This window comes from Streptomyces sp. NPDC092952, from assembly GCF_044754785.1.
Taxonomy (GTDB): domain Bacteria; phylum Actinomycetota; class Actinomycetes; order Streptomycetales; family Streptomycetaceae; genus Streptomyces.
In genome coordinates this window covers 25,297-45,203 of sequence record NZ_JBIVPT010000003.1, presented here as the reverse complement: position 1 = coordinate 45,203, position 19,907 = coordinate 25,297, and the positions used below count along the sequence as shown (strand labels likewise).

Below are 19,907 nucleotides of genomic sequence, written 5' to 3'. Positions count from 1 at the left end.
CCGGAGGGGGGAATCCGTCATGTCCGCACCCGGACCAACCGTCATGACCGACCGTCGGCGCACCATCGGGTTCGTGCTCTGCATCGCCACGATCCTGCTGGCCGTGCTCGACACGAACATCGTCTCGGCGGCGACCGTGCCGATCGTCAGGGACCTCGACCCGGTGCACGGCATCGACAAGATCCCCTGGCTGATCGCCGCCTACCAGCTCGCCGCGACCGCGGCGCTGCCGCTGTACGGGAAGCTCTGCGACGTACTCGGTGCCAAGCAGGTCTTCATCGGGGCCGTCGCCTCCTTCCTCGCCGGGTCGGCGCTGTGCGGAATGGCCGGCTCCATGGGCTGGCTGATCGCCGCCCGGGCGCTCCAGGGCGTCGGCGGCGGCGGACTGATGAGCGTCACCATGGTCGTGCTGCGCGAGCTCAGGGACCCCGCGAAGGAGGACGGCGGCAGCGGCGGCAAGGGCGGCAGCGTCGGCGGGATCGTCGCGGGGGCGGGGATGGCGCTCGGGCCGTGGCTCGGCGGGACCCTCGCCGACCACGCCGACTGGCGGTGGATCTTCTACGTCAACCTGCCGGTCGGCCTCGCCGTCCTGGCCGCGGCGGTCCGGGTGCTGAGGCTGCCCGCACGGACCACCCGCCGTGCGATCGACTTCCTGGGCGCCGGACTCGCGGCGGCCTTCTCCACCATGCTGCTGCTGGTCACCGAGTGGGGAGGAAAGGAGTACGCCTGGACGTCCCCGCAGGTCATCGGTCTCGTCCTGGCGTCCGTTGCCGCGCTCGCCCTCTTCGTACGCCGCCAGGCCACCGCCGCCGAACCGGTGCTGCCGCCCGGCCTGTTCAGGATCCGCGGCATCCGGTACGGCTTCGCCGTCCAGGGACTGGTCGGCGCGGCCATGATGGGCTCGATGGTCTACGTGATGATCTACCTCCAGGTCGTCCGGGGGATCGGCGCCTCGTCGGCCGGGCTCTACCTGGTCCCGATGGCCATCGGCATGGCGGGCGTCGGACTGCTCTCCGACCGGCTGACCGCGGCCGGCTGGTCGCAGAAGGCCTTCGTCGTCAGCGGCACCCTCAGCGCCTCCGCCGCCCTGGCGCTGCTCGCCACGCTCGCCACGGACACCAGCCTCTGGACGGTCCGCACCGCGCTGCTGCTGATGGGCATCGGCTTCGGACAGCTCGTGGGACAGCTGATCCAGCTGGTCCAGGACGTCGCCCCCGCCGAGCAGCTGGGCGTGGCCACCACCGGCGTCCGGTTCTTCCAGACCCTCGGCGGCGCGCTGGGCGCCGCGCTCTTCGGAACCGTGCTCAGCAGGGTCTACGCGGCCCGCGGACCCGGCGGCATGACCAGCGGCATCGGCCGGCTGACCGGCGACGCCCGCCGCCAGGCGCTGGACGCCTTCGTCACGTCGACGAACGTGGTCTTCTGGACCGCCACCGGGCTGATGCTCCTGGCGGCCGTACTGGCGACCCGGCTGCCGTCCCATCAGGACCACCAGGACCGCCAGGACCCGCAGGACCAGGAGGACCCGCAGGCGCCCGTGCCCGCGCCGCTCCACCGCTGAACGTCCCTACGCGTACGGCCCCACCCCCGGAGAGGGGCGGGGCCGTAGCCGTCAGGAACGGACGCGGATCAGGCGAGCAGACCCGGGATGGTCTCCTCGTGCGCGGTGCGCAGCTCGCTCAGCGGGATGCCGAACTCGCCCTGGACCTCGATCTCCTCGCCGTCCACGACACCGATCCGGGTGACGGGCAGACCCCGCGCCCCGCACATGTCGTTGAACCGCAGCTCCTCGCTCCGCGGCACGGAGACGACCGCGCGCCCCGCCGACTCGGAGAAGAGGAAGGTGAACGCGGACAGCCCGTCCGGCACGACCAGCCGGGCACCCTTCCCGCCGCGCAGGCAGGACTCGGTGACCGCCTGGACCAGACCGCCGTCGGAGAGGTCGTGCGCCGCGTCGATCATGCCGTCGCGGGAGGCCGAGATCAGGATCTTGGCGAGCAGCTTCTCGCGGGCCAGGTCCACCTTGGGCGGCATGCCGCCGAGGTGCCCGTGGATGACCTCGGACCAGGCCGAGCCGCCGAACTCCTCGTGCGTGTCGCCCAGCAGGTAGAGGAGCTGGCCCTCCTTCGCGAAGGCGACCGGCGTACGCCGGTTGACGTCGTCGATCACACCGAGCACGGCCACGACCGGCGTCGGGTGGATCGCCGTCTCACCGGTCTGGTTGTACAGCGAGACGTTGCCGCCGGTGACCGGCGTCCCCAGCTCCAGGCAGCCGTCCGCCAGACCACGGGTGGCCTCGGCGAACTGCCACATCACGTCCGGGTCCTCCGGCGAACCGAAGTTCAGGCAGTCCGAGATCGCGAGCGGCTTCGCGCCGGAGGCGGCCACGTTGCGGTACGACTCCGCCAGCGCCAGCTGCGCGCCGGTGTACGGGTCGAGCTTGGCGTACCGGCCGTTGCCGTCGGTCGCCATGGCCACGCCCAGGTTCGACTCCTCGTCGATCCGGACCATGCCGGCGTCCTCGGGCATCGCGAGCACGGTGTTGCCCTGCACGAACCGGTCGTACTGGTCGGTGATCCAGGACTTCGACGCCTGGTTCGGGGAGGAGACCAGCCTGAGGACCTGCTCGCGCAGCTCCGCGCCGTCGGCCGGACGGGCCAGCTTGCCGGCGTCGTCGGCCTGGAGCGCGTCCTGCCACGAGGGGCGGGCGAACGGGCGGTGGTACGTCGGGCCCTCGTGGGCGACGGACCGCGGCGGCACGTCCACGATCTGCTCGCCGTGCCAGAAGATCTCCAGCTGGGAGCCTTCGGTCACCTCACCGATGACGGTGGCGATGACGTCCCACTTCTCGCAGATCTCCAGGAAGCGGTCCACGTGCTGCGGCTCGACGATCGCGCACATGCGCTCCTGCGACTCGCTCATGAGGATCTCCTCCGGCGAGAGCGAGGAGTCGCGCAGCGGCACGGTGTCCAGCTCGACGCGCATACCGCCGGAGCCGGCCGAGGCCAGCTCGGAGGTGGCGCAGGAGAGCCCGGCGCCGCCGAGGTCCTGGATGCCCGCGACCAGCTTCTCCTGGAAGATCTCCAGGGTGCACTCGATGAGGAGCTTCTCCTGGAACGGGTCGCCGACCTGGACGGCGGGGCGCTTGGCCGGGCCGGTCGACTCGAAGGTCTCCGAGGCCAGCACGGAGACGCCGCCGATGCCGTCGCCGCCGGTGCGGGCGCCGTAGAGGATCACCTTGTTGCCGGGGCCGGAGGCCTTGGCCAGGTGGATGTCCTCGTGCTTCATCACGCCGATGCAGCCGGCGTTGACGAGCGGGTTGCCCTGGTAGCAGGCGTCGAAGACGACCTCGCCGCCGATGTTCGGCAGGCCCAGGCAGTTGCCGTAGCCGCCGATGCCCGCGACGACACCGGGCAGGACGCGCTTGGTGTCGGGGTGGTCGGCCGCGCCGAAGCGCAGCGGGTCGACGACCGCGACCGGGCGGGCACCCATGGCGAGGATGTCGCGGACGATGCCGCCGACGCCGGTGGCCGCGCCCTGGTAGGGCTCGATGTACGAGGGGTGGTTGTGCGACTCGACCTTGAAGGTGACCGCGTACCCCTGGCCGACGTCGACCACACCGGCGTTCTCGCCGATGCCGACGAGCATCGCGTCGTTGGCGGGGACCTTCTCGCCGAACTGCTTGAGGTGGACCTTGCTGCTCTTGTAGGAGCAGTGCTCGGACCACATCACGGAGTACATGGCGAGCTCGGCGCCGGTGGGACGGCGGCCCAGGATCTCGCGGATCCGGGCGTACTCGTCCTCCTTGAGGCCGAGCTCCTTCCAGGGCTGCCCGGTGTCCGGGGTCTCGGCCGCGTGCTTGACCGTATCCAGGCTCATGCGTTGACCAGCTTCTTGATGATCGAGGTGAAGAACCCGAGGCCGTCGGTGCGGCCGGTGCCGATCAGCGGCTCGACGGCGTGCTCCGGGTGCGGCATCAGGCCGACGACATTGCCCGCGGCGTTGGTGATGCCGGCGATGTCGCGCAGCGAGCCGTTCGGGTTCATGTCCAGGTAGCGGAAGGCGACGCGGCCCTCCGCCTCCAGCTCGTCGAGCACGCGCTCGTCGGCGACGTACCGCCCGTCCATGTTCTTGAGCGGTACGGAGATCTCCTGGCCCGCGGCGTAGTCCGAGGTCCAGGCCGTCTCCGCGTTCTCGACGCGCAGCTTCTGGTCGCGGCAGATGAAGTGCAGGTGGTTGTTGCGCAGCATCGCGCCGGGCAGCAGGTGCGCCTCGGTCAGGATCTGGAAGCCGTTGCAGATGCCGAGGACGGGCATGCCCGCCTTCGCCTGCTCGATGACGGTCTCCATGACCGGCGAGAAGCGGGAGATGGCACCGGCCCGCAGGTAGTCGCCGTAGGAGAAGCCGCCCGCCAGGATGACCGCGTCGACCTGATGCAGGTCCTTGTCGCGGTGCCACAGCGACACCGGCTCGGCGCCCGCGACCCGTACGGCCCTAAGGCTGTCCTTGTCGTCGAGCGTGCCGGGAAAGGTGACGACTCCGATACGAGCAGTCACTTCGACTCCTCGGCCTTCTCCACCTTCACGGTGAAGTCCTCGATGACGGTGTTGGCGAGGAAAGTCTCGGCCATCTCGTGAATACGGCTGAGGGCGGCATCATCGACCGGCCCCTCGACCTCCAGCTCGAAACGCTTTCCCTGACGTACGTCCGCGATTCCCTCGAAGCCGAGACGGGGCAGTGCGCGCTGCACCGCCTGTCCCTGCGGGTCGAGGATCTCGGGCTTGAGCATGACGTCGACTACGACGCGTGCCACTGGCACTCCCGGTGGTGGTGTGGTGCGGCTGTTTCTCCGGGGGGTTCCCCAGACCCCCGCAGGTCCCCTCAGCCTACCTGCCCAGAAATTCTACGCGGGTAGATATGGATGGCCGCAGAAGGAGTCGCAGAAGGATCCGCGGAAGGAGTCGTAGATCACGTGCGGATATCGGATGCGACAACAGCAGGGGAAAGTCCTGCAAAAAGAATCTCCACCGGTGTTGCGCGGAAGCCGCTGGTAGGCATGGAAGGCGACCCGTATGCGAGGTGCGTATACGCGGTGCGTATACGAGGTATGCATGAGCGGGGTATGCGGGGACAGCGTATGCATACGGGGCTGACACGCGCAGGTAATTTGCGTGGGCTTCCAATGCGGTGCCCACCGCTGTACAAATGATTACCGGGGAATGCAGCATTGCCCTAAACGGTCGGCAGCCCGCCGGCCCCGTATCCGCCTACCAGCCGGAAGGCCGGCATCGGCGCACGCAGGACGGCGCCGATACCGTAGGAAAGGACCGATATCCGTGGCTCAGCGCGTAGTGGTCACGCTCTCCGACGACATCGACGGGGGAGCCGCGGCGGAAACGGTCTCCTTCGCCCTGGACGGGAAGTCGTACGAGATCGACCTGAATCCCGCCAATGCGAAGAAACTGCGCAAGGTCCTCGCGCCGTACGTGGCGGCGGGGCGGAAGCAGTCGAACGCCGGCAAGCACGGCAAGGTCCCCGCGTCCTACCGGCACACCTCGCTCGCCCCCGATCCGGCGGCCGTGCGCGCCTGGGCCCGGTCGCACCGGATGGAGGTGCCGGCCCGCGGCCGCATTCCCAAGAAGGTCTACGAGGCGTTCCGCGAGGCGAGCTGACCGGCCGTCGGCGCCGGTGGCTCCGCGCGGAGCCCCGGGCCCGCCGCGCGTCGTCCGCCGCCCGGGCTCCTGGTCCTCGCCGGGGCGCGCCCCGGCGGCGGGGCCGTTCCGGGAGGGGGCATCGGGGTGTTTCGGGGGCCTCGCGGGCACCGACTTGCGTTGCACCCCCGCTGATCGGCTAAAGTCTGGATCACGCCGAGGGGCAAGGCCGCAAAGCCAAACCTCGCGGAGCATGCGGGTGTAGTTCAGTAGTAGAACATCTCCCTTCCAGGGGGAAGGCGCAGTGTGCGATTCCTGTCACCCGCTCCGCATCGCTCTTATCGACCACTCCGGTGGATCGGGTAGAGTGATGCACATGCCGCACAACGGTTCTCCTTTCGGGGAGTACAATGAGCGGCAAGCAATGCGGACGTGGCTCAGTTGGTAGAGCATCACCTTGCCAAGGTGAGGGTCGCGAGTTCGAATCTCGTCGTCCGCTCTTGAACGAAGCGAAGGCCCTGGCTGATATCAGTCAGGGCCTTCGTCGTATTGCGGTGCGGGTTGCCGTCCCGCCGGTAATCCGCACGACTCGTGACGATCGACGGCGGCCGCGCTCGCGTGGTGGCCTTTGCCTCTGCCGGGACCGCGGTGTTCCCCGTCGGCCCTGCGGCGTGCCCTGTCAGTCCCGGACGAGGCAGAAGGGATGTCCCGCCGGGTCCGCGAAGATGCGCCGGCTTCGCTTTCCGTCCCCTGCGTCGAGCAGCGTGGCACCCCGTTCGAGGACGTCTTTCTGGGTTCGTTCCAGGTCCTCGACCCCCAGGTCGAGGTGGAACTGCTGGGGGCGGGCGGAGTCCGCCCACCGCGGCGGGCGGTGGTCCTCCACGCGCTGGAAGGCCAGCACGAACCCGTCGTCGGTGTGGAGCGTCGCCCAGCCCTCGCCGAGCGACCACCGGGGATCCGGCCGGTTCACCACGCCGCCGAGAAGCGACTGGTAGAACCGCGACAACTCGACGACATCGGCGCAGTCCAACACCACACACTGCAGCTTCGCGATCACGAGGGCAGCGTCCCACCGTTCTCCTTCCCGTGGCTGTGCCGCTCATCACATGACGTTTGTCATGGGCAGTGATGACAGTTCGCACTGATCCCGGCGGTGGTCCGGCGGAAATCTGTAGGCATGACCAGCGACCGGAAAACTGCGGGCACGACCGACAGGAGCCCAGGCGGCCCCGTGATCGAGGCGGACGGCGTGCGGAGGCGCTACGGCGGCGACTTCGAGGCGGTGTCCGGCGTCTCCTTCTCGGTGGCGCGCGGCGAGCTCTTCGCGCTGCTCGGGACGAACGGTGCGGGGAAGACCTCCACCGTCGAACTGCTGGAGGGGCTGGCCGTGCCCGATGCCGGTGCCGTGCGGGTGCTGGGCCACGACCCGTTCCGCGAGCGGGCCGCCGTCCGGCCTCGGATAGGGGTGATGCTCCAGGAGGGCGGCTTCCCGTCCGACCTGACGGTCACCGAGACGGTCCGGATGTGGGCGGGCTGCACCAGCGGTGCGCGTCCGGTCGCCGAGGCGCTGGGGCTGGTCGGGCTCGGCCACCGGGCCCGGGTGCGGGTCAAACAGCTCTCCGGTGGCGAGCGGCGCCGCCTCGATCTGGCGCTGGCCCTGCTGGGGCGGCCCGAGGTGCTGTTCCTGGACGAGCCGACCACCGGGCTCGACGCCGAGGGCCGGCGCGACACCTGGGAGCTGGTGCGCGAGCTGCGCGAGGGCGGCACGACGGTGCTCCTCACCACGCACTACCTGGAGGAGGCCGAGTCACTCGCCGACCGGCTGGCGATCATGCACCGGGGCCGTGTCGTGACGGCGGGCACCCCGGCCGAGGTGACGGCCGCCCGCCCAGCCCGCATCCGGTTCCGGCTCCCGGACGGAGTGACGGCGGCGAGACTGCCGCTGGGGCTGCGGGCCGCCGCGGAGGGCGGCCGGATCGAGATCCGTACCCAGCGCCTCCAGGAGTCGTTGGACGAACTGCTGGCCTGGGCCCGGGAGTCGGACGTCCGGCTGCTCGGCCTCGACGCCAGGTCGGCCTCGCTCGAAGAAGCATTCCTCGACATCGCGCAGAGCGCGTCGGAGCCGGAAGAGGTGACCGCGTCATGACGACCCTGACCAACGCACCGGACAGCGCCCCGTCCGCACCCGTCGCAACGGCCGCACAGGCGACGACGCTCCGGGGCCGGCTGGCCGCCCTGGGGCGGGCCGAGGCCGCCCTGCTCGCCCGGAACAGGACGGCGATATTCGTCTCCCTGCTGATGCCCGCCGCCATGGTGCTGGCGATGAAGTCGGCGATGAAGCAGTCCGTCCTCGACGGGACGGGGCTGAGCGTCGCCGGGGCGGCGCTCACCGGCGGCATCGGCATCGTGCTGGTGCAGGCCGTCTACATGAACCTGGTCTCGGCCTATGTGGCCCGGCGCGAGGACCTGGTCCTGAAGCGGCTGCGCACCGGCGAGGTCACGGACCCGGAGATCCTGGTCGGTACGGCCCTGCCGTCTGCCGCGCTCGCTCTGGCGCAGGTGGCGGTGATCGTGGTGGCCGGGACGGCCTTCTTCGGCCTCGCCGCGCCCCGGCGGCCCGAGCTGCTCCTGGCGGGCCTGCTGCTGGGCGTCGTGCTGCTGGCGGGGCTGGCCGCGCTCACCTCCGCGGTGACCCGCACCGTCCAGACCTCGCAGCTGACCACCCTTCCGCTGTTCTTCATATCGATGACGGGGTCGGGGCTCTTCGTCCCACTGGAGGTCATGCCCGACCGGATGGCGGCGGTCTGCGAACTCCTGCCGCTGACCGGCGTGATGACGCTCGTCCGAACGGGGTGGCTCGGCGGGGCCGATGGTTCCGAACCGCTGATGGCCGCCGCGACCGGGCTGGCCTGGACCGTGATCGCCGTGTTTGCTGTGCGACACCGGTTCCGCTGGGAACCGCGGCGCTGAGAAGGGACGTGGTGGGCCGATGCCCGTGCGCAGGTGGCGCCGCAGCTGGCAGCGGCGCACCAAGCTGGAGCGGATCGACCTCTACTCGCGGTGGACCATCCGGGTCATGCCCTGGATATTCACCCTGTCGTGGCAGCTGGTCGCCTTCAAGACGGACATCCGCCACGCGCCGCTGCCGATCGCGCTGGGCGTGGCACTGCTGCTCGTGTGCCTCGCCCAGTGCCTGCTCAGCAATCGCAACGTGGACCTGTCGTACGAGCACTATCTCGGTATCGCCGAATTTCCCCGCAGACGCCAACTGCCCCCGCTGATCCTGCTCCTGGCGGACCTGGGACTGCTGGCGGCGCTGGCCGGGACCGGTGGGATCAGCGGACCCGGGCTGCTCCTCATGGCGATGAACGCGCCGATCGCGTTCGCCCTGACCCAGACCCTGCTGGTCCCCGTCCGGACCTTCCTCATCCAGTCGGCCTCCTTCATGGTCCTGAGCGCCGCCGTCCTGGCCGCGGCCGGGGTCCGGGGCGGGGCGCTGCTGGCGGTGGTGCCGGTCTCGTTCTTCGGCAGCGGCATGGCTCTGGTCTCCATCCGGCCCAGCGCCTGGAGCCTGAAGGTGATGTGGCAGGCGGAGGACGCCCGCGACCTCCAGGCCCGGCTCGCGGTCGCCGAGGAGCGGCTGCGGTTCGCGCGGGACCTCCACGACGTGATGGGCCGCAACCTCGCCGTCATAGCCCTGAAGAGCGAGCTGGCCGTGGAGCTGGCCCAGCGTGGCAGACCGGAGGCGGTGGACCAGATGGTCGAGGTGCAGCGGATCGCGCGTACCTCGCAGCAGGAGGTGCGCGATGTCGTACGGGGATACCGGGAGGCCGACCTGAGCGCGGAACTCGCCGGGGCCCGTGGCGTGCTGGATGCGGCCGGGATCGAGTGCGAGGTGACGGGGGAGTCCGGCGAGTCGCTGCCCGCCCCCGTGCAGTCCGCGCTGGGCTGGGTCGTACGGGAGGCGGCGACCAATGTGCTGCGGCACGGCGACCCGAGCCACTGCGTGATCCGGCTGAGCACCTCGGAGGACGCGGCCGTGCTGCGGATGGAGAACGACGGCGCCGGTGCCGGGGAGGCCGAGGCGGGCCCCGGGCCGGTCCCGGGCGGCTCCGGGCTCGCCGGGCTGCGGGAGCGGCTGAGCTCGCTCGACGGTTCGCTGGAGGCCGGCCCGGTGGGGGACGGGCGGTTCCGCCTGACCGCGACGATCCCGCTCGCCGCGAAGGTGCCCGCCGCCCGCGACAGTGGGCCCGACGCCGAGAAGTCCCCCGCGTTCCAGGAAGAAGGACGATGACGACCGTACGGGTGCTGCTCGCCGACGACGAGCACCTGATCCGGGGAGCGCTGGCCGCGCTGCTGGCCCTGGAGGACGACCTCGTGGTGGTCGCGGAAGCGGCGACCGGCCCGGAAGCGTTGGCCATGGCCCGCGCCCATCGGCCCGATGTGGCGGTGCTCGACCTGGAGATGCCGGGCGCCGACGGTGTGAGTGTCGCCACATCACTGCGGGCCGAACTGCCCGACTGCCGAACGATGATCGTGACCAGCCATGGTCTGCCCGGACACCTCAAACGGGCGCTCGCGGCAGGCGTGCGGGGCTTCGTCCCGAAGACCGTGAGCGCCCGGCAACTGGCCGGGATCATCCGCACCGTACATGCCGGAAACCGTTACGTGGACCCGGAGTTGGCGGCCGACGCGATCTCGGCGGGGGACTCCCCGCTGACCGTGCGCGAAGCCGAAGTGCTGGCACTGGCGGCGGACGGGGCGCCCGTCGCGGAGGTCGCCGAGCGGGCCTCGCTCTCGCAGGGAACGGTGCGGAACTACCTCTCCTCGGCCGCCTCGAAGCTCGGCGCGGAGAACCGACATGCCGCAGTGCGTCTCGCACGGCGCCGAGGATGGGTATAGTAGGTCTCGCGCTTCGGCGCTTGCGGACGTAGCTCAGTTGGTAGAGCGCAACCTTGCCAAGGTTGAGGTCGCCAGTTCGAACCTGGTCGTCCGCTCGGTTCAGCAAGAAGCCCCCGACTTCCGGTCGGGGGCTTCTTCGTGTTGCGGCGGATGTGCCGCATGGGGGGCGAGGCGCCCCGCACCGGGTGCTCCACGCTCCGGCGGAATGCGAAACGTGGAACGCGGGGCGCGGAGCGCCCGGTGCGGGTCTCGGGACTGAGACAGGCCTACTGCCAGGACATGCCGGTGAGGAGCTCGTACGCCTCCAGGTACTTCGCCCGGGTCGCGTCCACGATCTCCTGGGGCAGGGCCGGCGGCGGCTGCTCGCTCTTCCGGTCCCAGCCGGAGGCCGGGGAGGTCAGCCAGTCGCGTACGAACTGCTTGTCGTAGCTGGGCTGGGCCCGGCCCGGCTCCCAGGTGGCGGCGGGCCAGAAGCGCGAGGAGTCCGGGGTCAGCACCTCGTCCCCGATGATCAGCTCCTCGCCGCCGTCGGCCGTGGGCGCGAAGCCGAACTCGAACTTCGTGTCGGCGAGGACGATGCCGCGCTCGCGGGCGATGTCACGGGCCCGGCCGTAGACGTCGAGCGTGGTGCGGCGCAGCAGGGCCGCGGTGTCGGCGCCGACCTGGCGGGCCACCTCCTCGAAGCTCACGTTCTCGTCGTGGTCGCCCACGGCGGCCTTGGTGGCGGGGGTGAAGATCGGCTCCGGGAGCTCGGAGCCGTCGACGAGGCCCTCGGGCAGCGCCAGCCCGCAGACCGTGCGGGACTGCTGGTACTCGGTGAGCCCGGAGCCGGTGAGATAGCCGCGGGCGACGCACTCGACCGGAACCATCCGCAGCGACCGGCAGACCAGGGTGCGGCCCGCCCAGTCCGCGGGCGCCCCGGCGGGAAGCTCGGTGGACAGCACATGGTTCGGCACGAGATCGGCGAGCTGGTCGAACCACCACAGCGACAGCCGGGTGAGCACCCGTCCCTTGTCCGGGATCTCGGTCGGCAGGACCCAGTCGTACGCGGAGATGCGGTCGCTGGCGACCATGACGAGATCGCCCGCCGCGTTCCGGTACAGGTCGCGCACCTTGCCCGTGTGCAGGTGGGTAAGGCCCGGCACCTCCACCGGCTCGGGCTTTTCTACAAATCCGGACACGCTGCCTCCGCGTAGGTTGATCCAGGAGTGGTTCCGATTCTCCCGTATCGGGCGCGGCGGCGCGGCGCGGGGGCCCGGCCCGCGCGCCGGGCCCTAGGGGGTGTCCGACAAATGCCTGCGGCGTCGCGGGGTCCGGCACGCACGCTCGCGGCGTTGCCGAACCGCCCACGTGGCTCCGCCACGCGGACGCCCCGGCACCTTGCGATCGCACGCACCGGACCCCGCTCCTTCACCCGCACTCATTTATCAGACACCCCCTAGTCGCGCTTGCAGATGCGGTCGAGGAGGTTGGCGGTGGCACGTTGGATGCGGGGGTCCACATGGCCGGGGCGGTCCAGCGCCGGGGACCAGGCGAAGGTGCCGGAGGCGAAGACGATCGCCCCGGACGGCGCCCGGTAGACGGAGGTCTCCTGGTGGCGCCGGACGCCGTCGCCGTCCAGGTAGGGGGAGTGGGCGAGCAGGGTGCGGCTCTCGTGCTCGGGGAGCGGGGTGCGCGGGAAGTAGCGGTCGGCCTCGCCCGCGACCAGCCCGGCGAGCTCGTCGCCCTCGCCGGCGCCGGTGGCCTCCCAGATCCAGTGCTCGGCGTTCCGCACTACCAGGGGGTGCGGTTCGGGGACCGGGCCCGCGTACTGGATGCCCATCAGCTGCTGCTCGGGCCGGTCGATCTCGCGCCAGAGCGTGGGCTTCCCCGGGCCGCGCCGTTTGCGGCAGGTGAGCAGGCGGTCGGGCACACCGGACGGCGACGGGGAGAGGCTGACCTGCCAGTACATGGTGTTGGCGGAGAGGAAGACCAGGGAGGTGCCGCCGTCGCGGGCGCGCTCGGCGGTACGGCGCATCGGGACCGACCAGTACTCGTCGTGGCCGGGGAAGACCAGGCCCCGGTAGCGGGACGGGTCGACGCGGCCCGCGTGCAGGTCGCGGGTGTCGGCGTACGCGAGGTCGTAGCCGTACCGCTCGGCCCAGCGGATGAAGTCGTACGCATGGCCGACGTGGAGCGGCAGGCCGGCACCGGCGTACGGGCGGTCGAAGGAGACGGTGATCGCGGCGTCCTCCTCGCCGAGAAGGCCGCCCTCCTCGTCCCAGGCGTGGTAGAGGCTGGCGCCGGTGTGCCCGTCCTCCGGGTAGAGGTTGTACGCCTGCCAGGTGATGTCCGGCAGCACCAGCAGCAGATCGGCGGGCTGGTCGTCGCGGACCGTGAACGGGATGTGGGAGCGGTAGCCGTCCGCCGTGGTGAGCACGGCCACGTACGCGCCGATCGACCAGTAGCTCGGGATCTGGAGTCGCCAGGACTGCCACCAGTGGTGGCAGGAGACGGTGCGGTCGGCGGTGAGCGGGGCGGGCTGGACGATTCCGGAGAGCCGGGGGCTCGTGGTGATCTGGCAGGCGCCGTCGCCCCCGTAGTGGCCGATGCGGTAGACGTCCACGGAGAACTGCTGCGGCGGATCCACGGTGACGTGGAAGTCGATCGCCTCGCCGGGGGCCGCGGCGCCGGTGGAGATGAAGCCCTTGATCTGGCGGTGCACGTCGTCGGCGGTGCGGGTGCCGCCGTCGGTGTAGTAGCTCCCCAGGGCGGGGGCGGCGTACCAGGGGACGACGTGCCCGTTGGCGTCGAAGTAGTTCTCGCTGCCGCGCAGCCAGGGCAGGGGGCCCTGCCCGAAGGGGTCGGAGACGGCGTGCGCGAGGGCACCCGACTCCCACCGCCGGATGTGCTCCGCCCCCATACCGATTCCCTCCCTCGAGTCCCCCGGGACAACAGCCGATGGCTGATTGACGATCGGATCGAAGGCCGTACGCGCCGAACGGGCCGATGGCCGATGGTGATCGCCGATGGTCATGCGTCATCGGTGCGCCGGCAGCGGCGTGCCTGCTGTCAGCGCCGATCCCCAGCACATCACATAACGCACGCACTCCGTCACCGTTCGTCGCGAATTGACGGGAACGGAGCCTGTAATTCCGGGTGTTGAGTGTGAAAACCGGGACGGAAGGGTCAGACGAGACGTACGGGCTTGTCGATGCGTACGCCGACCTCGTCCAGCCAGGAGCGCAGCGGTTCCGCGTCCCCGTCCTCGACCAGGCTGAGCACGGGGACGCCCAGGTCCGCCCGGCGGGCGCCGTCGACCAGCAGGGCGGGGCCGTCGAGCCAGTCGAGGCCGGGCGCCGCGCCCGCCGTGTCCACCGCCGCGCAGCAGACCAGCGCCGTGACGTGGTCGGCCAGCAGCTCCGTGCCGGTACGGGGCGGCTGGAGCGGGAAGAGCGGGAGGGCGTCGGGCCCGCACGGGTCGGGGGCGTCGGCGGACCGGCGCAGGGCCACCGCCTCCTCCTCACGGGCGACCGCGGCGTCGATCCCGGCGGCGAGCTCCTCACCGGCCCCGGGGCGGCCGGCCAGATGCTCGACGACGCGGGCCAGGGTGGGCGGCCCGGCGTCGACGGGGCGGGCCGGGGAGGCGGCTGTGGCGGTTGTTGTGGGGGAGGTGGGGGAGACGGGCGCGGCGGGCAGGCCGGCCGGGGCCGTCATCGCGTCGAGGACCCGGTGCAGCCGGGCGGCCTCGGTGCGCCACTTCCGGTCGACGACCTCCTCCGGGTACTCCTGCCAGTCGACCGGGGACCAGTCGGGACCCGGCCGGGCCGGGCCGCCGTGGAACAGCCGGGCCGCCAGCAGCGAGGCCGCCTCGTCGGCCGCGCCCGGCTCCTCCAGCAGATCGCAGGCGGGGCGCTCGCCGAGCCGGGAGGCGAACCCGTCGGCGAGCCGGTCGCGCCGGGACAGCTCGGTCAGCGCGGACACCACCCCCGCGTCCAGCCGGCTCGGCCAGCGGCCCATCCGCCAGGCGGGCAGGGCGACCCGGGTGAGCAGCCGGTCCCAGCCCGCGTAGGCGAGGCCGACCTGCTCCTGGGCGACGATCCGCAGCCCGTAGTCCACCCCCTGGGCGCGGACCGACGCGGCGGCGGCGACGCCCCGCTCCATCTCGGCGACATGGCCGCGACAGCTGCGCAGCAGCAGCCGGGCCGTCCGGCCGACGAAGAAGCGCGGCACTCCGCGCAGGCCGGACAGCGGGCCGGACCGGGGCGCCTCGGCGTCGGCGACCGCTCCGTCGAGCCCCCGGACGAAGCGGCGGGCGGCCGCTATGTCGGGGTGGGCGGACGGGCCGGTGCCCGCGACGACCGGGGCGAGCACCGCCCGTAGCTCCCCGACCCGCATCCACCACAGGAACGGCGACCCGATGACCAGCACCGGAGCGGTCCGCTCCCGGCGGTTCCGGATCCGTGCCCCACCGAGCCCCGGGTTCGCCGCGGGGTGCGTGCGGTCCTCCAGCCAGCTGTCGCAGTCGGGCGTCAGGGCTATCGCCGAGGGGGCGGGGACCCCGAGCCGGTCGGCCAGTTCCCCGACCAGGCGGTAGAGGTCGGGGGCGTCCCGCTCCGGGAGCGGGACGGTCGGGCTGACCGCCGGCCTTGCCCGTACGACCGCGACCGCGACGGTGGCGGCCAGCAGGAGCACGACGACCGCGCAGGCCGTGACGGCCCAGCGCGCCGTGTCCCAGCCGCTGCCCACGGCGAATCCCTGGGCACCCGCCACGAGCAGCACCACGGCCACCGCCGAGGGCAGGATCGCGACGGCTGCCGCCCTGCCGCGGATGCGCAGCAGGGCATGGGCCCGGGCGCGCGCGCTCAGCGCACCCGGCTCCTCACTTGCACCAGTACCGGACACGGCCGGACGTCACCCCCTCTGCCCCCGCGACGGTGTAGTTCACTCCCCCACTGTGGCACCCGTCACCGACATCGCAATGCCGGTGGGCCATGTGCCGGAATGCTTGCGCCGCACCCTAGTTGGGGCTTTGGCAGGCGTCATCCGGATGGCTCAGCCGTCACTCGATGGAATGGCTTTGGCTAAAGCTGCTGACGCGCCGCCGCCCCTTGGGGCAGCGGCGCGTCAGTACGGTCCGCGGGGCGGTGGCAGCCCTGGCGTCAGCCCTCCGCGGCCCGGCGGGCGATGTCGGTACGGAGGTGGGAGCCGTCGAGGCCGATCCGGCCGGCCGCAGTGTAGGCGCGCTCGCGGGCGGTCGCGAGGTCCTTGCCGGTCGCGGTCACGGACAGCACCCGGCCACCCGCGCTGACGATCGCGTCGCCGTCCCTCTTCGTCCCGGCGTGCAGGACGTACGCGTGCGGCGCGTCCAGCTCCGCGACGGCGTCGAGCCCCTTGATCGGGTCGCCCGTGCGCGGCGTGCCGGGGTAGTTGTGCGAGGCGATGACCACGGTGACGGCGGCCTCGTCGCGCCACTTCAGCGGCGGCAGCTCGTCGAGCGTGCCCTCGGCGGAGCCGAGCAGGACACCGGCCAGCGGGGTCTTCAGACGGGCCAGGACCACCTGGGTCTCGGGGTCGCCGAAGCGGGCGTTGAACTCGATCACCCGGATGCCGCGCGAGGTGATCGCGAGGCCCGCGTAGAGCAGCCCGGAGAACGGGGTGCCCCGGCGGCGGAGCTCGTCGACGGTCGGCTGGAGCACCGTCCGCATGACCTCGTCGACCAGCCCGGCGTCGGCCCACGGGAGCGGGGAGTAGGCGCCCATGCCGCCGGTGTTCGGGCCCTGGTCGTCGTCGAGGGCGCGCTTGAAGTCCTGCGCGGGCTGGAGCGGCAGCACGGTCGTGCCGTCCGTGATCGCGAAGAGGCTGACCTCGGGGCCGTCGAGGAACTCCTCGATGACCACGCGCTCGCAGGCCAGGGCGTGGGCGCGGGCGGTCTCGACGTCGTCGGTGACGACGACGCCCTTGCCCGCGGCGAGACCGTCGTCCTTCACCACGTACGGGGCGCCGAAGGCGTCGAGCGCGGCGTCGATCTCGGCCGGGTTGGTGCAGACGTAGCTGCGGGCGGTCGGGACGCCGGCCCCGGCCATCACGTCCTTGGCGAACGCCTTGGAACCCTCCAGCCTGGCCGCCTCGCCGGAGGGGCCGAAGCAGGGGATGCCCGCGGCGCGCACGGCGTCGGCGACCCCGGCGACGAGCGGGGCCTCGGGGCCGACGACCACCAGTCCGGCGCCCAGGTCGGTGGCGAGGCGCGCGACGGCGTCGCCGTCGAGGGCGTCGACCGGGCGCAGTTCGGCCACCTCGGCGATGCCGGCGTTGCCGGGAGCGCAGTAGAGAGCGGTGACGTCGGGGTCGAGGGAGAGAGAGCGGCACAGGGCGTGTTCGCGGGCGCCGCCGCCGATGACGAGGACCTTCACGGGATGCAGCCTAACCGCCGGGGCCCTGCGTCCTTGACGGCCTCCGGTCCGTGGACGGTCCGGGAGGAGCGGCGACGGCGGTGGGGACGGGCCCGATGGACCTGGCGCGGGCCGTGGCGGGCGGGGGCGTGGGCCCCGAGCGGGGTCGGGCGGTGGCCCCGGGACCAGTGCCCCTCACCGTCCCGGGCCCGCCGCCCGGTCGCCCGTCCTACTCGTTGGTGAACTCCTCGATGACCGTGGCGCCCAGCTCGCGGACGATCAGCTCGTGCCCGGAGAGCGCCGAGTCGACCAGGTCCGGGTCGTCGGCCTCGGGGATGTCGTCCTCGGGCGCGACCGCGCGCGGGGGAGCGGCGTACGTCGGGGGAGCGGGCTCCGGGGCGGACGCGCCGCCCGCCTGTGACGGCTGCGACGGTCCGGGCGACGGCTGCGACCGGCTCGGCTCCGGCTGCGCGGGGGCGGCCGGGCGGGGCTCGTAGCTCTGCTGGGGCGCGGGGGGCTGGTACTGCGGCGCTGCGGCGTGGGGACGGCCGCCACCGCCCTGCGGAGGCGCACCGCCGCCCCCCGACGGGTCGATGACGGTCTCGATCTTCCACTGGGCGTTGAAGCGCTCGGCGAGGGCCTGGCGGAGCACGTCCTCGCTGCCGCTGCTCGCGAAGGTGTCGCGGGCCCCCGCGTTGAGGAAGCCGATCTGCAGCGTGCTGCCGTCGAAGCCGGTGACCTGCGCGTTCTGGCTGAGCAGGATCCAGGTGAACCGGCGGCGGTTCTTCACCGCCTCCAGGACGTCCGGCCACATGTTCCGTACCTGGGCGGCGCCCTGGGCCATGCCCGCGCTCGGCTCGGCGGCTCCGGGAGCCTGCGGGGCGGCGGGCGTGGCGGGTGCGGGGGCGGCGGCCCGAGGGGGCTGCGACTGGCCGGGGGCGGAGGCCGTGGGCCAGCCACCGGGGCGGCGGCCCGACTCCGGCGCGGCGGCCGTGGGCCAGGCCCCGGGCCGCTGACCGGCGGCGGGCGGGGGAGCGGCGGCGGGCGGGGGAGCCGGGGCTTCGTGGACGGGCGGGGCGGGCGGGGCCGCAGCGGCGGGAGGCGGTGCCTGGACCGGCGCGGGCGCGTCCCCCCGTACCGCCGCGCGGGCGGCGGCGGGCCCACCGCCGGGCGGCACGGCCGGGGCGGCGGGCATGGGCGCGTGGGCCAGGGCCTCGGGCCCGGGGACGTACCCCATGGCGGGCCCCGGGCCCGTGGTCGCGAAGGAGGCGCCCCGCTCCAGCCGGTCGAGCCGGGCCTGGAGCGAACGCTCGTCGTCGAAGGCGGCGGGCAGCAGCACCCGGGCACAGATCAGCTCCACCTGGAGGCGCGGCGAGGTCGCCCCGCGCATCTCCGTGAGCCCGGTGTTGACCAGGTCGGCGGCGCGGCTCAGCTCGGCGGCACCGAAGACGGACGCCTGGGCCTGCATCCGCTCGACGACATCGGCGGGGGCGTCGATCAGCCCCTTCTCCCCCGCGTCCGGCACGGCGGCGAGGATCACCAGGTCGCGCAGGCGTTCCAGGAGGTCGGCGACGAACCGGCGCGGATCGTTGCCCCCCTCGATCACCCGGTCCACCACCTCGAAGGCGGCCGCACCGTCGCCGGCCGCGAAGGCGTCCACGACCGAGTCGAGCAGCGAGCCGTCCGTGTACCCGAGCAGCGCCGTCGCCATGGCGTACGTCACACCGTCCTCGGCGGCACCGGCCAGCAGCTGGTCCATCACCGACATCGAGTCACGCACGGACCCCGCCCCGGCCCGCACGACGAGCGGCAGCACGCCGTCCTCGACGGGGATGCCCTCCCTGCCGCAGACCTCCGCGAGGTAGTCCCGCAGCGTCCCGGGCGGTACCAGGCGGAAGGGGTAGTGGTGCGTACGCGACCGGATCGTGCCGATGACCTTCTCGGGCTCGGTCGTGGCGAAGATGAACTTGAGATGCTCCGGCGGCTCCTCGACCACCTTCAGCAGGGCGTTGAACCCCGCCGAGGTGACCATGTGCGCCTCGTCGATGATGTAGATCTTGTAGCGGCTCGACGCGGGCCCGAAGAACGCCTTCTCCCGCAGGTCACGGGCGTCGTCCACGCCACCGTGCGACGCGGCGTCGATCTCGATGACGTCGATCGAACCCGGCCCGTTGCGCGCGAGGTCCCGACAGGACTGGCACTCCCCGCACGGGGTGGGCGTCGGCCCCTGCTCGCAGTTCAGGCAGCGGGCCAGGATGCGCGCGCTGGTCGTCTTGCCGCACCCGCGCGGACCGCTGAACAGGTACGCGTGATTGACCCGGTTGTTCCGCAGCGCCTGCTGCAGCGGGTCGGTGACATGCTCCTGCCCGATGACCTCGGCGAACGACTCGGGGCGGTAGCGGCGGTACAGCGCAAGGGACGACACACCTACGAGGTTATCCGGGCCGACTGACAACCAGCCCCGGAACCACCGCCCGGAAACGCAAGGGCCCCCCACGCACCCGCCAGAGCCGACCTACCCTTGCTGCCTTCCGGCCCTGGGGGAGTTCAGTCAGATAGCGCCACGTGAGGGGCTGACGCCCACCTTAGCGGATCCCCACCCCCACCGGTCCACCTCCCCCTCCACCGGCACCCGCCGGGAGACCCCGGAACGCCCCCGCGAAGATCTCGAAACGGTCTCGAAGCGATCTTGGGGCCAACAGGTTCGCGAGCACTCCTCAACGTCTTGTATTGTTTGCGGCGGAGGATTCGCCTAGTGGCCTAGGGCGCACGCTTGGAAAGCGTGTTGGGGGCAACCCCTCACGAGTTCGAATCTCGTATCCTCCGCCATTGCTCTCACCGGGCAATACGTCGAAGGGCCCCGCAGCTTGCTGCGGGGCCCTTCTTCGCATACCCAGGAGCCCGTAGGCCTGGTTCTTGTCCACGGGCCCGGGCCGAGCACTGGCAGGGGCTGAAGTACTGCCGGGCCTTCGCCGCCGACCGG

15 protein-coding genes, 4 tRNA genes and 1 other RNA gene are annotated in these 19,907 nt (G+C 72.2%); 10 read left to right on the top strand and 10 right to left on the bottom strand.

Annotated features, from left to right (window positions below):
* The first annotated feature begins 43 nt into the window (after positions 1 to 43).
* Positions 44 to 1,561 carry an MFS transporter gene (locus ACIQGQ_RS07855; RefSeq protein ID WP_402392085.1) on the top strand — a complete coding sequence of 506 codons (1,518 nt, stop codon included), beginning with the start codon at positions 44 to 46 and terminating at the stop codon, positions 1,559 to 1,561.
* Between the two features lie 68 nt (positions 1,562 to 1,629).
* On the opposite strand, the gene purL is transcribed toward ACIQGQ_RS07855, so the two are convergent.
* Genes purL through purS form a run of 3 tightly spaced genes read right to left on the bottom strand, consistent with a single transcriptional unit; the run spans position 1,630 to position 4,813 of the window.
* Positions 1,630 to 3,879, bottom strand: a complete 2,250-nt coding sequence (gene purL, locus ACIQGQ_RS07850; protein WP_402392083.1) for a phosphoribosylformylglycinamidine synthase subunit PurL — start codon at positions 3,877 to 3,879, stop codon at positions 1,630 to 1,632.
* Positions 3,876 to 4,556 carry a phosphoribosylformylglycinamidine synthase subunit PurQ gene (purQ, locus tag ACIQGQ_RS07845; RefSeq protein ID WP_402392081.1) on the bottom strand — a complete coding sequence of 227 codons (681 nt, stop codon included), beginning with the start codon at positions 4,554 to 4,556 and terminating at the stop codon, positions 3,876 to 3,878. The genes purL and purQ overlap by 4 nt, the downstream gene beginning before the upstream one ends.
* The gene (gene purS, locus ACIQGQ_RS07840; RefSeq protein ID WP_176729353.1) at positions 4,553 to 4,813 is read right to left on the bottom strand and encodes a phosphoribosylformylglycinamidine synthase subunit PurS; all 261 of its coding nucleotides are present in this window, start codon (positions 4,811 to 4,813) and stop codon (positions 4,553 to 4,555) included. Before purS ends, purQ begins: the two co-directional genes overlap by 4 nt.
* 523 nt (positions 4,814 to 5,336) lie before the next feature.
* Between purS and ACIQGQ_RS07835 the strand changes: the two genes are divergently transcribed.
* The 3 genes from ACIQGQ_RS07835 to ACIQGQ_RS07825 all read left to right on the top strand — a co-directional run bounded on the left by ACIQGQ_RS07835 (position 5,337) and on the right by ACIQGQ_RS07825 (position 6,150).
* Positions 5,337 to 5,672, top strand: coding sequence for an Lsr2 family protein (locus tag ACIQGQ_RS07835; protein WP_352279795.1), 336 nt, complete (start codon positions 5,337 to 5,339; stop codon positions 5,670 to 5,672).
* A 234-nt stretch (positions 5,673 to 5,906) separates the two neighbouring features.
* Positions 5,907 to 5,978 (top strand) — tRNA-Gly (locus ACIQGQ_RS07830).
* Positions 5,979 to 6,077: 99 nt separating this feature from the next.
* Positions 6,078 to 6,150: transfer RNA gene (locus ACIQGQ_RS07825), tRNA-Gly, on the top strand.
* Positions 6,151 to 6,330: 180 nt separating this feature from the next.
* Here ACIQGQ_RS07825 and ACIQGQ_RS07820 read toward each other — a convergent pair.
* Positions 6,331 to 6,708: a VOC family protein gene (locus ACIQGQ_RS07820; RefSeq protein ID WP_402392078.1), complete on the bottom strand. Its 378-nt coding sequence runs from the start codon at positions 6,706 to 6,708 to the stop codon at positions 6,331 to 6,333.
* Between the two features lie 120 nt (positions 6,709 to 6,828).
* Here ACIQGQ_RS07820 and ACIQGQ_RS07815 point away from each other — a divergent pair, with 120 nt between their 5' ends.
* From ACIQGQ_RS07815 to ACIQGQ_RS07795, 5 genes are all read left to right on the top strand, one after another.
* Positions 6,829 to 7,797, top strand: coding sequence for an ABC transporter ATP-binding protein (locus ACIQGQ_RS07815; protein WP_402392076.1), 969 nt, complete (start codon positions 6,829 to 6,831; stop codon positions 7,795 to 7,797).
* Entirely contained in the window at positions 7,794 to 8,621 is an 828-nt protein-coding gene (locus ACIQGQ_RS07810; protein ID WP_402392073.1) for an ABC transporter permease, read from the top strand. Before ACIQGQ_RS07815 ends, ACIQGQ_RS07810 begins: the two co-directional genes overlap by 4 nt.
* 19 nt (positions 8,622 to 8,640) lie before the next feature.
* A complete protein-coding gene (locus ACIQGQ_RS07805; RefSeq protein ID WP_402392070.1) occupies positions 8,641 to 9,945 on the top strand; it encodes a sensor histidine kinase in 1,305 nt (434 codons plus the stop codon).
* Entirely contained in the window at positions 9,942 to 10,553 is a 612-nt protein-coding gene (locus ACIQGQ_RS07800) for a response regulator (protein WP_402392067.1), read from the top strand. The genes ACIQGQ_RS07805 and ACIQGQ_RS07800 overlap by 4 nt, the downstream gene beginning before the upstream one ends.
* Positions 10,554 to 10,575: 22 nt before the next feature.
* A tRNA-Gly gene (locus ACIQGQ_RS07795) sits at positions 10,576 to 10,648 on the top strand.
* Between the two features lie 171 nt (positions 10,649 to 10,819).
* Here the strand turns inward: ACIQGQ_RS07795 and ACIQGQ_RS07790 are convergent.
* From ACIQGQ_RS07790 to ffs, 6 genes are all read right to left on the bottom strand, one after another.
* The gene (locus ACIQGQ_RS07790; RefSeq protein ID WP_402392064.1) at positions 10,820 to 11,734 is read right to left on the bottom strand and encodes a phosphoribosylaminoimidazolesuccinocarboxamide synthase; all 915 of its coding nucleotides are present in this window, start codon (positions 11,732 to 11,734) and stop codon (positions 10,820 to 10,822) included.
* Between the two features lie 257 nt (positions 11,735 to 11,991).
* Positions 11,992 to 13,455, bottom strand: coding sequence for a N,N-dimethylformamidase beta subunit family domain-containing protein (locus ACIQGQ_RS07785; RefSeq protein WP_366298282.1), 1,464 nt, complete (start codon positions 13,453 to 13,455; stop codon positions 11,992 to 11,994).
* A 266-nt stretch (positions 13,456 to 13,721) separates the two neighbouring features.
* Positions 13,722 to 15,437, bottom strand: coding sequence for a hypothetical protein (locus ACIQGQ_RS07780; protein ID WP_402392061.1), 1,716 nt, complete (start codon positions 15,435 to 15,437; stop codon positions 13,722 to 13,724).
* 257 nt (positions 15,438 to 15,694) lie between these two features.
* Positions 15,695 to 16,945, bottom strand: coding sequence for a phosphoribosylamine--glycine ligase (purD, locus tag ACIQGQ_RS07775; protein WP_402392058.1), 1,251 nt, complete (start codon positions 16,943 to 16,945; stop codon positions 15,695 to 15,697).
* Positions 16,946 to 17,153: 208 nt separating this feature from the next.
* Positions 17,154 to 19,349, bottom strand: a complete 2,196-nt coding sequence (locus tag ACIQGQ_RS07770; protein WP_402392055.1) for a DNA polymerase III subunit gamma and tau — start codon at positions 19,347 to 19,349, stop codon at positions 17,154 to 17,156.
* A gap of 56 nt (positions 19,350 to 19,405) precedes the next feature.
* Positions 19,406 to 19,502: signal recognition particle sRNA small type (gene ffs, locus ACIQGQ_RS07765), an RNA gene on the bottom strand.
* Between the two features lie 163 nt (positions 19,503 to 19,665).
* Between ffs and ACIQGQ_RS07760 the strand changes: the two genes are divergently transcribed.
* A tRNA-Ser gene (locus ACIQGQ_RS07760) sits at positions 19,666 to 19,753 on the top strand.
* Positions 19,754 to 19,907 lie beyond the last annotated feature (154 nt).

What these genes read in the sequence shown, in the direction of transcription:
- ACIQGQ_RS07785 (WP_366298282.1), bottom strand. Translation starts at nt 13,455, where the DNA reads ATGGGGGCGGAGCACATCCGGCGGTGGGAGTCGGGTGCCCTCGCGCAC.
- purL (WP_402392083.1), bottom strand. Translation starts at nt 3,879, where the DNA reads ATGAGCCTGGATACGGTCAAGCACGCGGCCGAGACCCCGGACACCGGG.
- ACIQGQ_RS07810 (WP_402392073.1), top strand. Translation starts at nt 7,794, where the DNA reads ATGACGACCCTGACCAACGCACCGGACAGCGCCCCGTCCGCACCCGTC.
- ACIQGQ_RS07815 (WP_402392076.1), top strand. Translation starts at nt 6,829, where the DNA reads ATGACCAGCGACCGGAAAACTGCGGGCACGACCGACAGGAGCCCAGGC.
- ACIQGQ_RS07805 (WP_402392070.1), top strand. Translation starts at nt 8,641, where the DNA reads ATGCCCGTGCGCAGGTGGCGCCGCAGCTGGCAGCGGCGCACCAAGCTG.
- ACIQGQ_RS07800 (WP_402392067.1), top strand. Translation starts at nt 9,942, where the DNA reads ATGACGACCGTACGGGTGCTGCTCGCCGACGACGAGCACCTGATCCGG.
- ACIQGQ_RS07855 (WP_402392085.1), top strand. Translation starts at nt 44, where the DNA reads ATGACCGACCGTCGGCGCACCATCGGGTTCGTGCTCTGCATCGCCACG.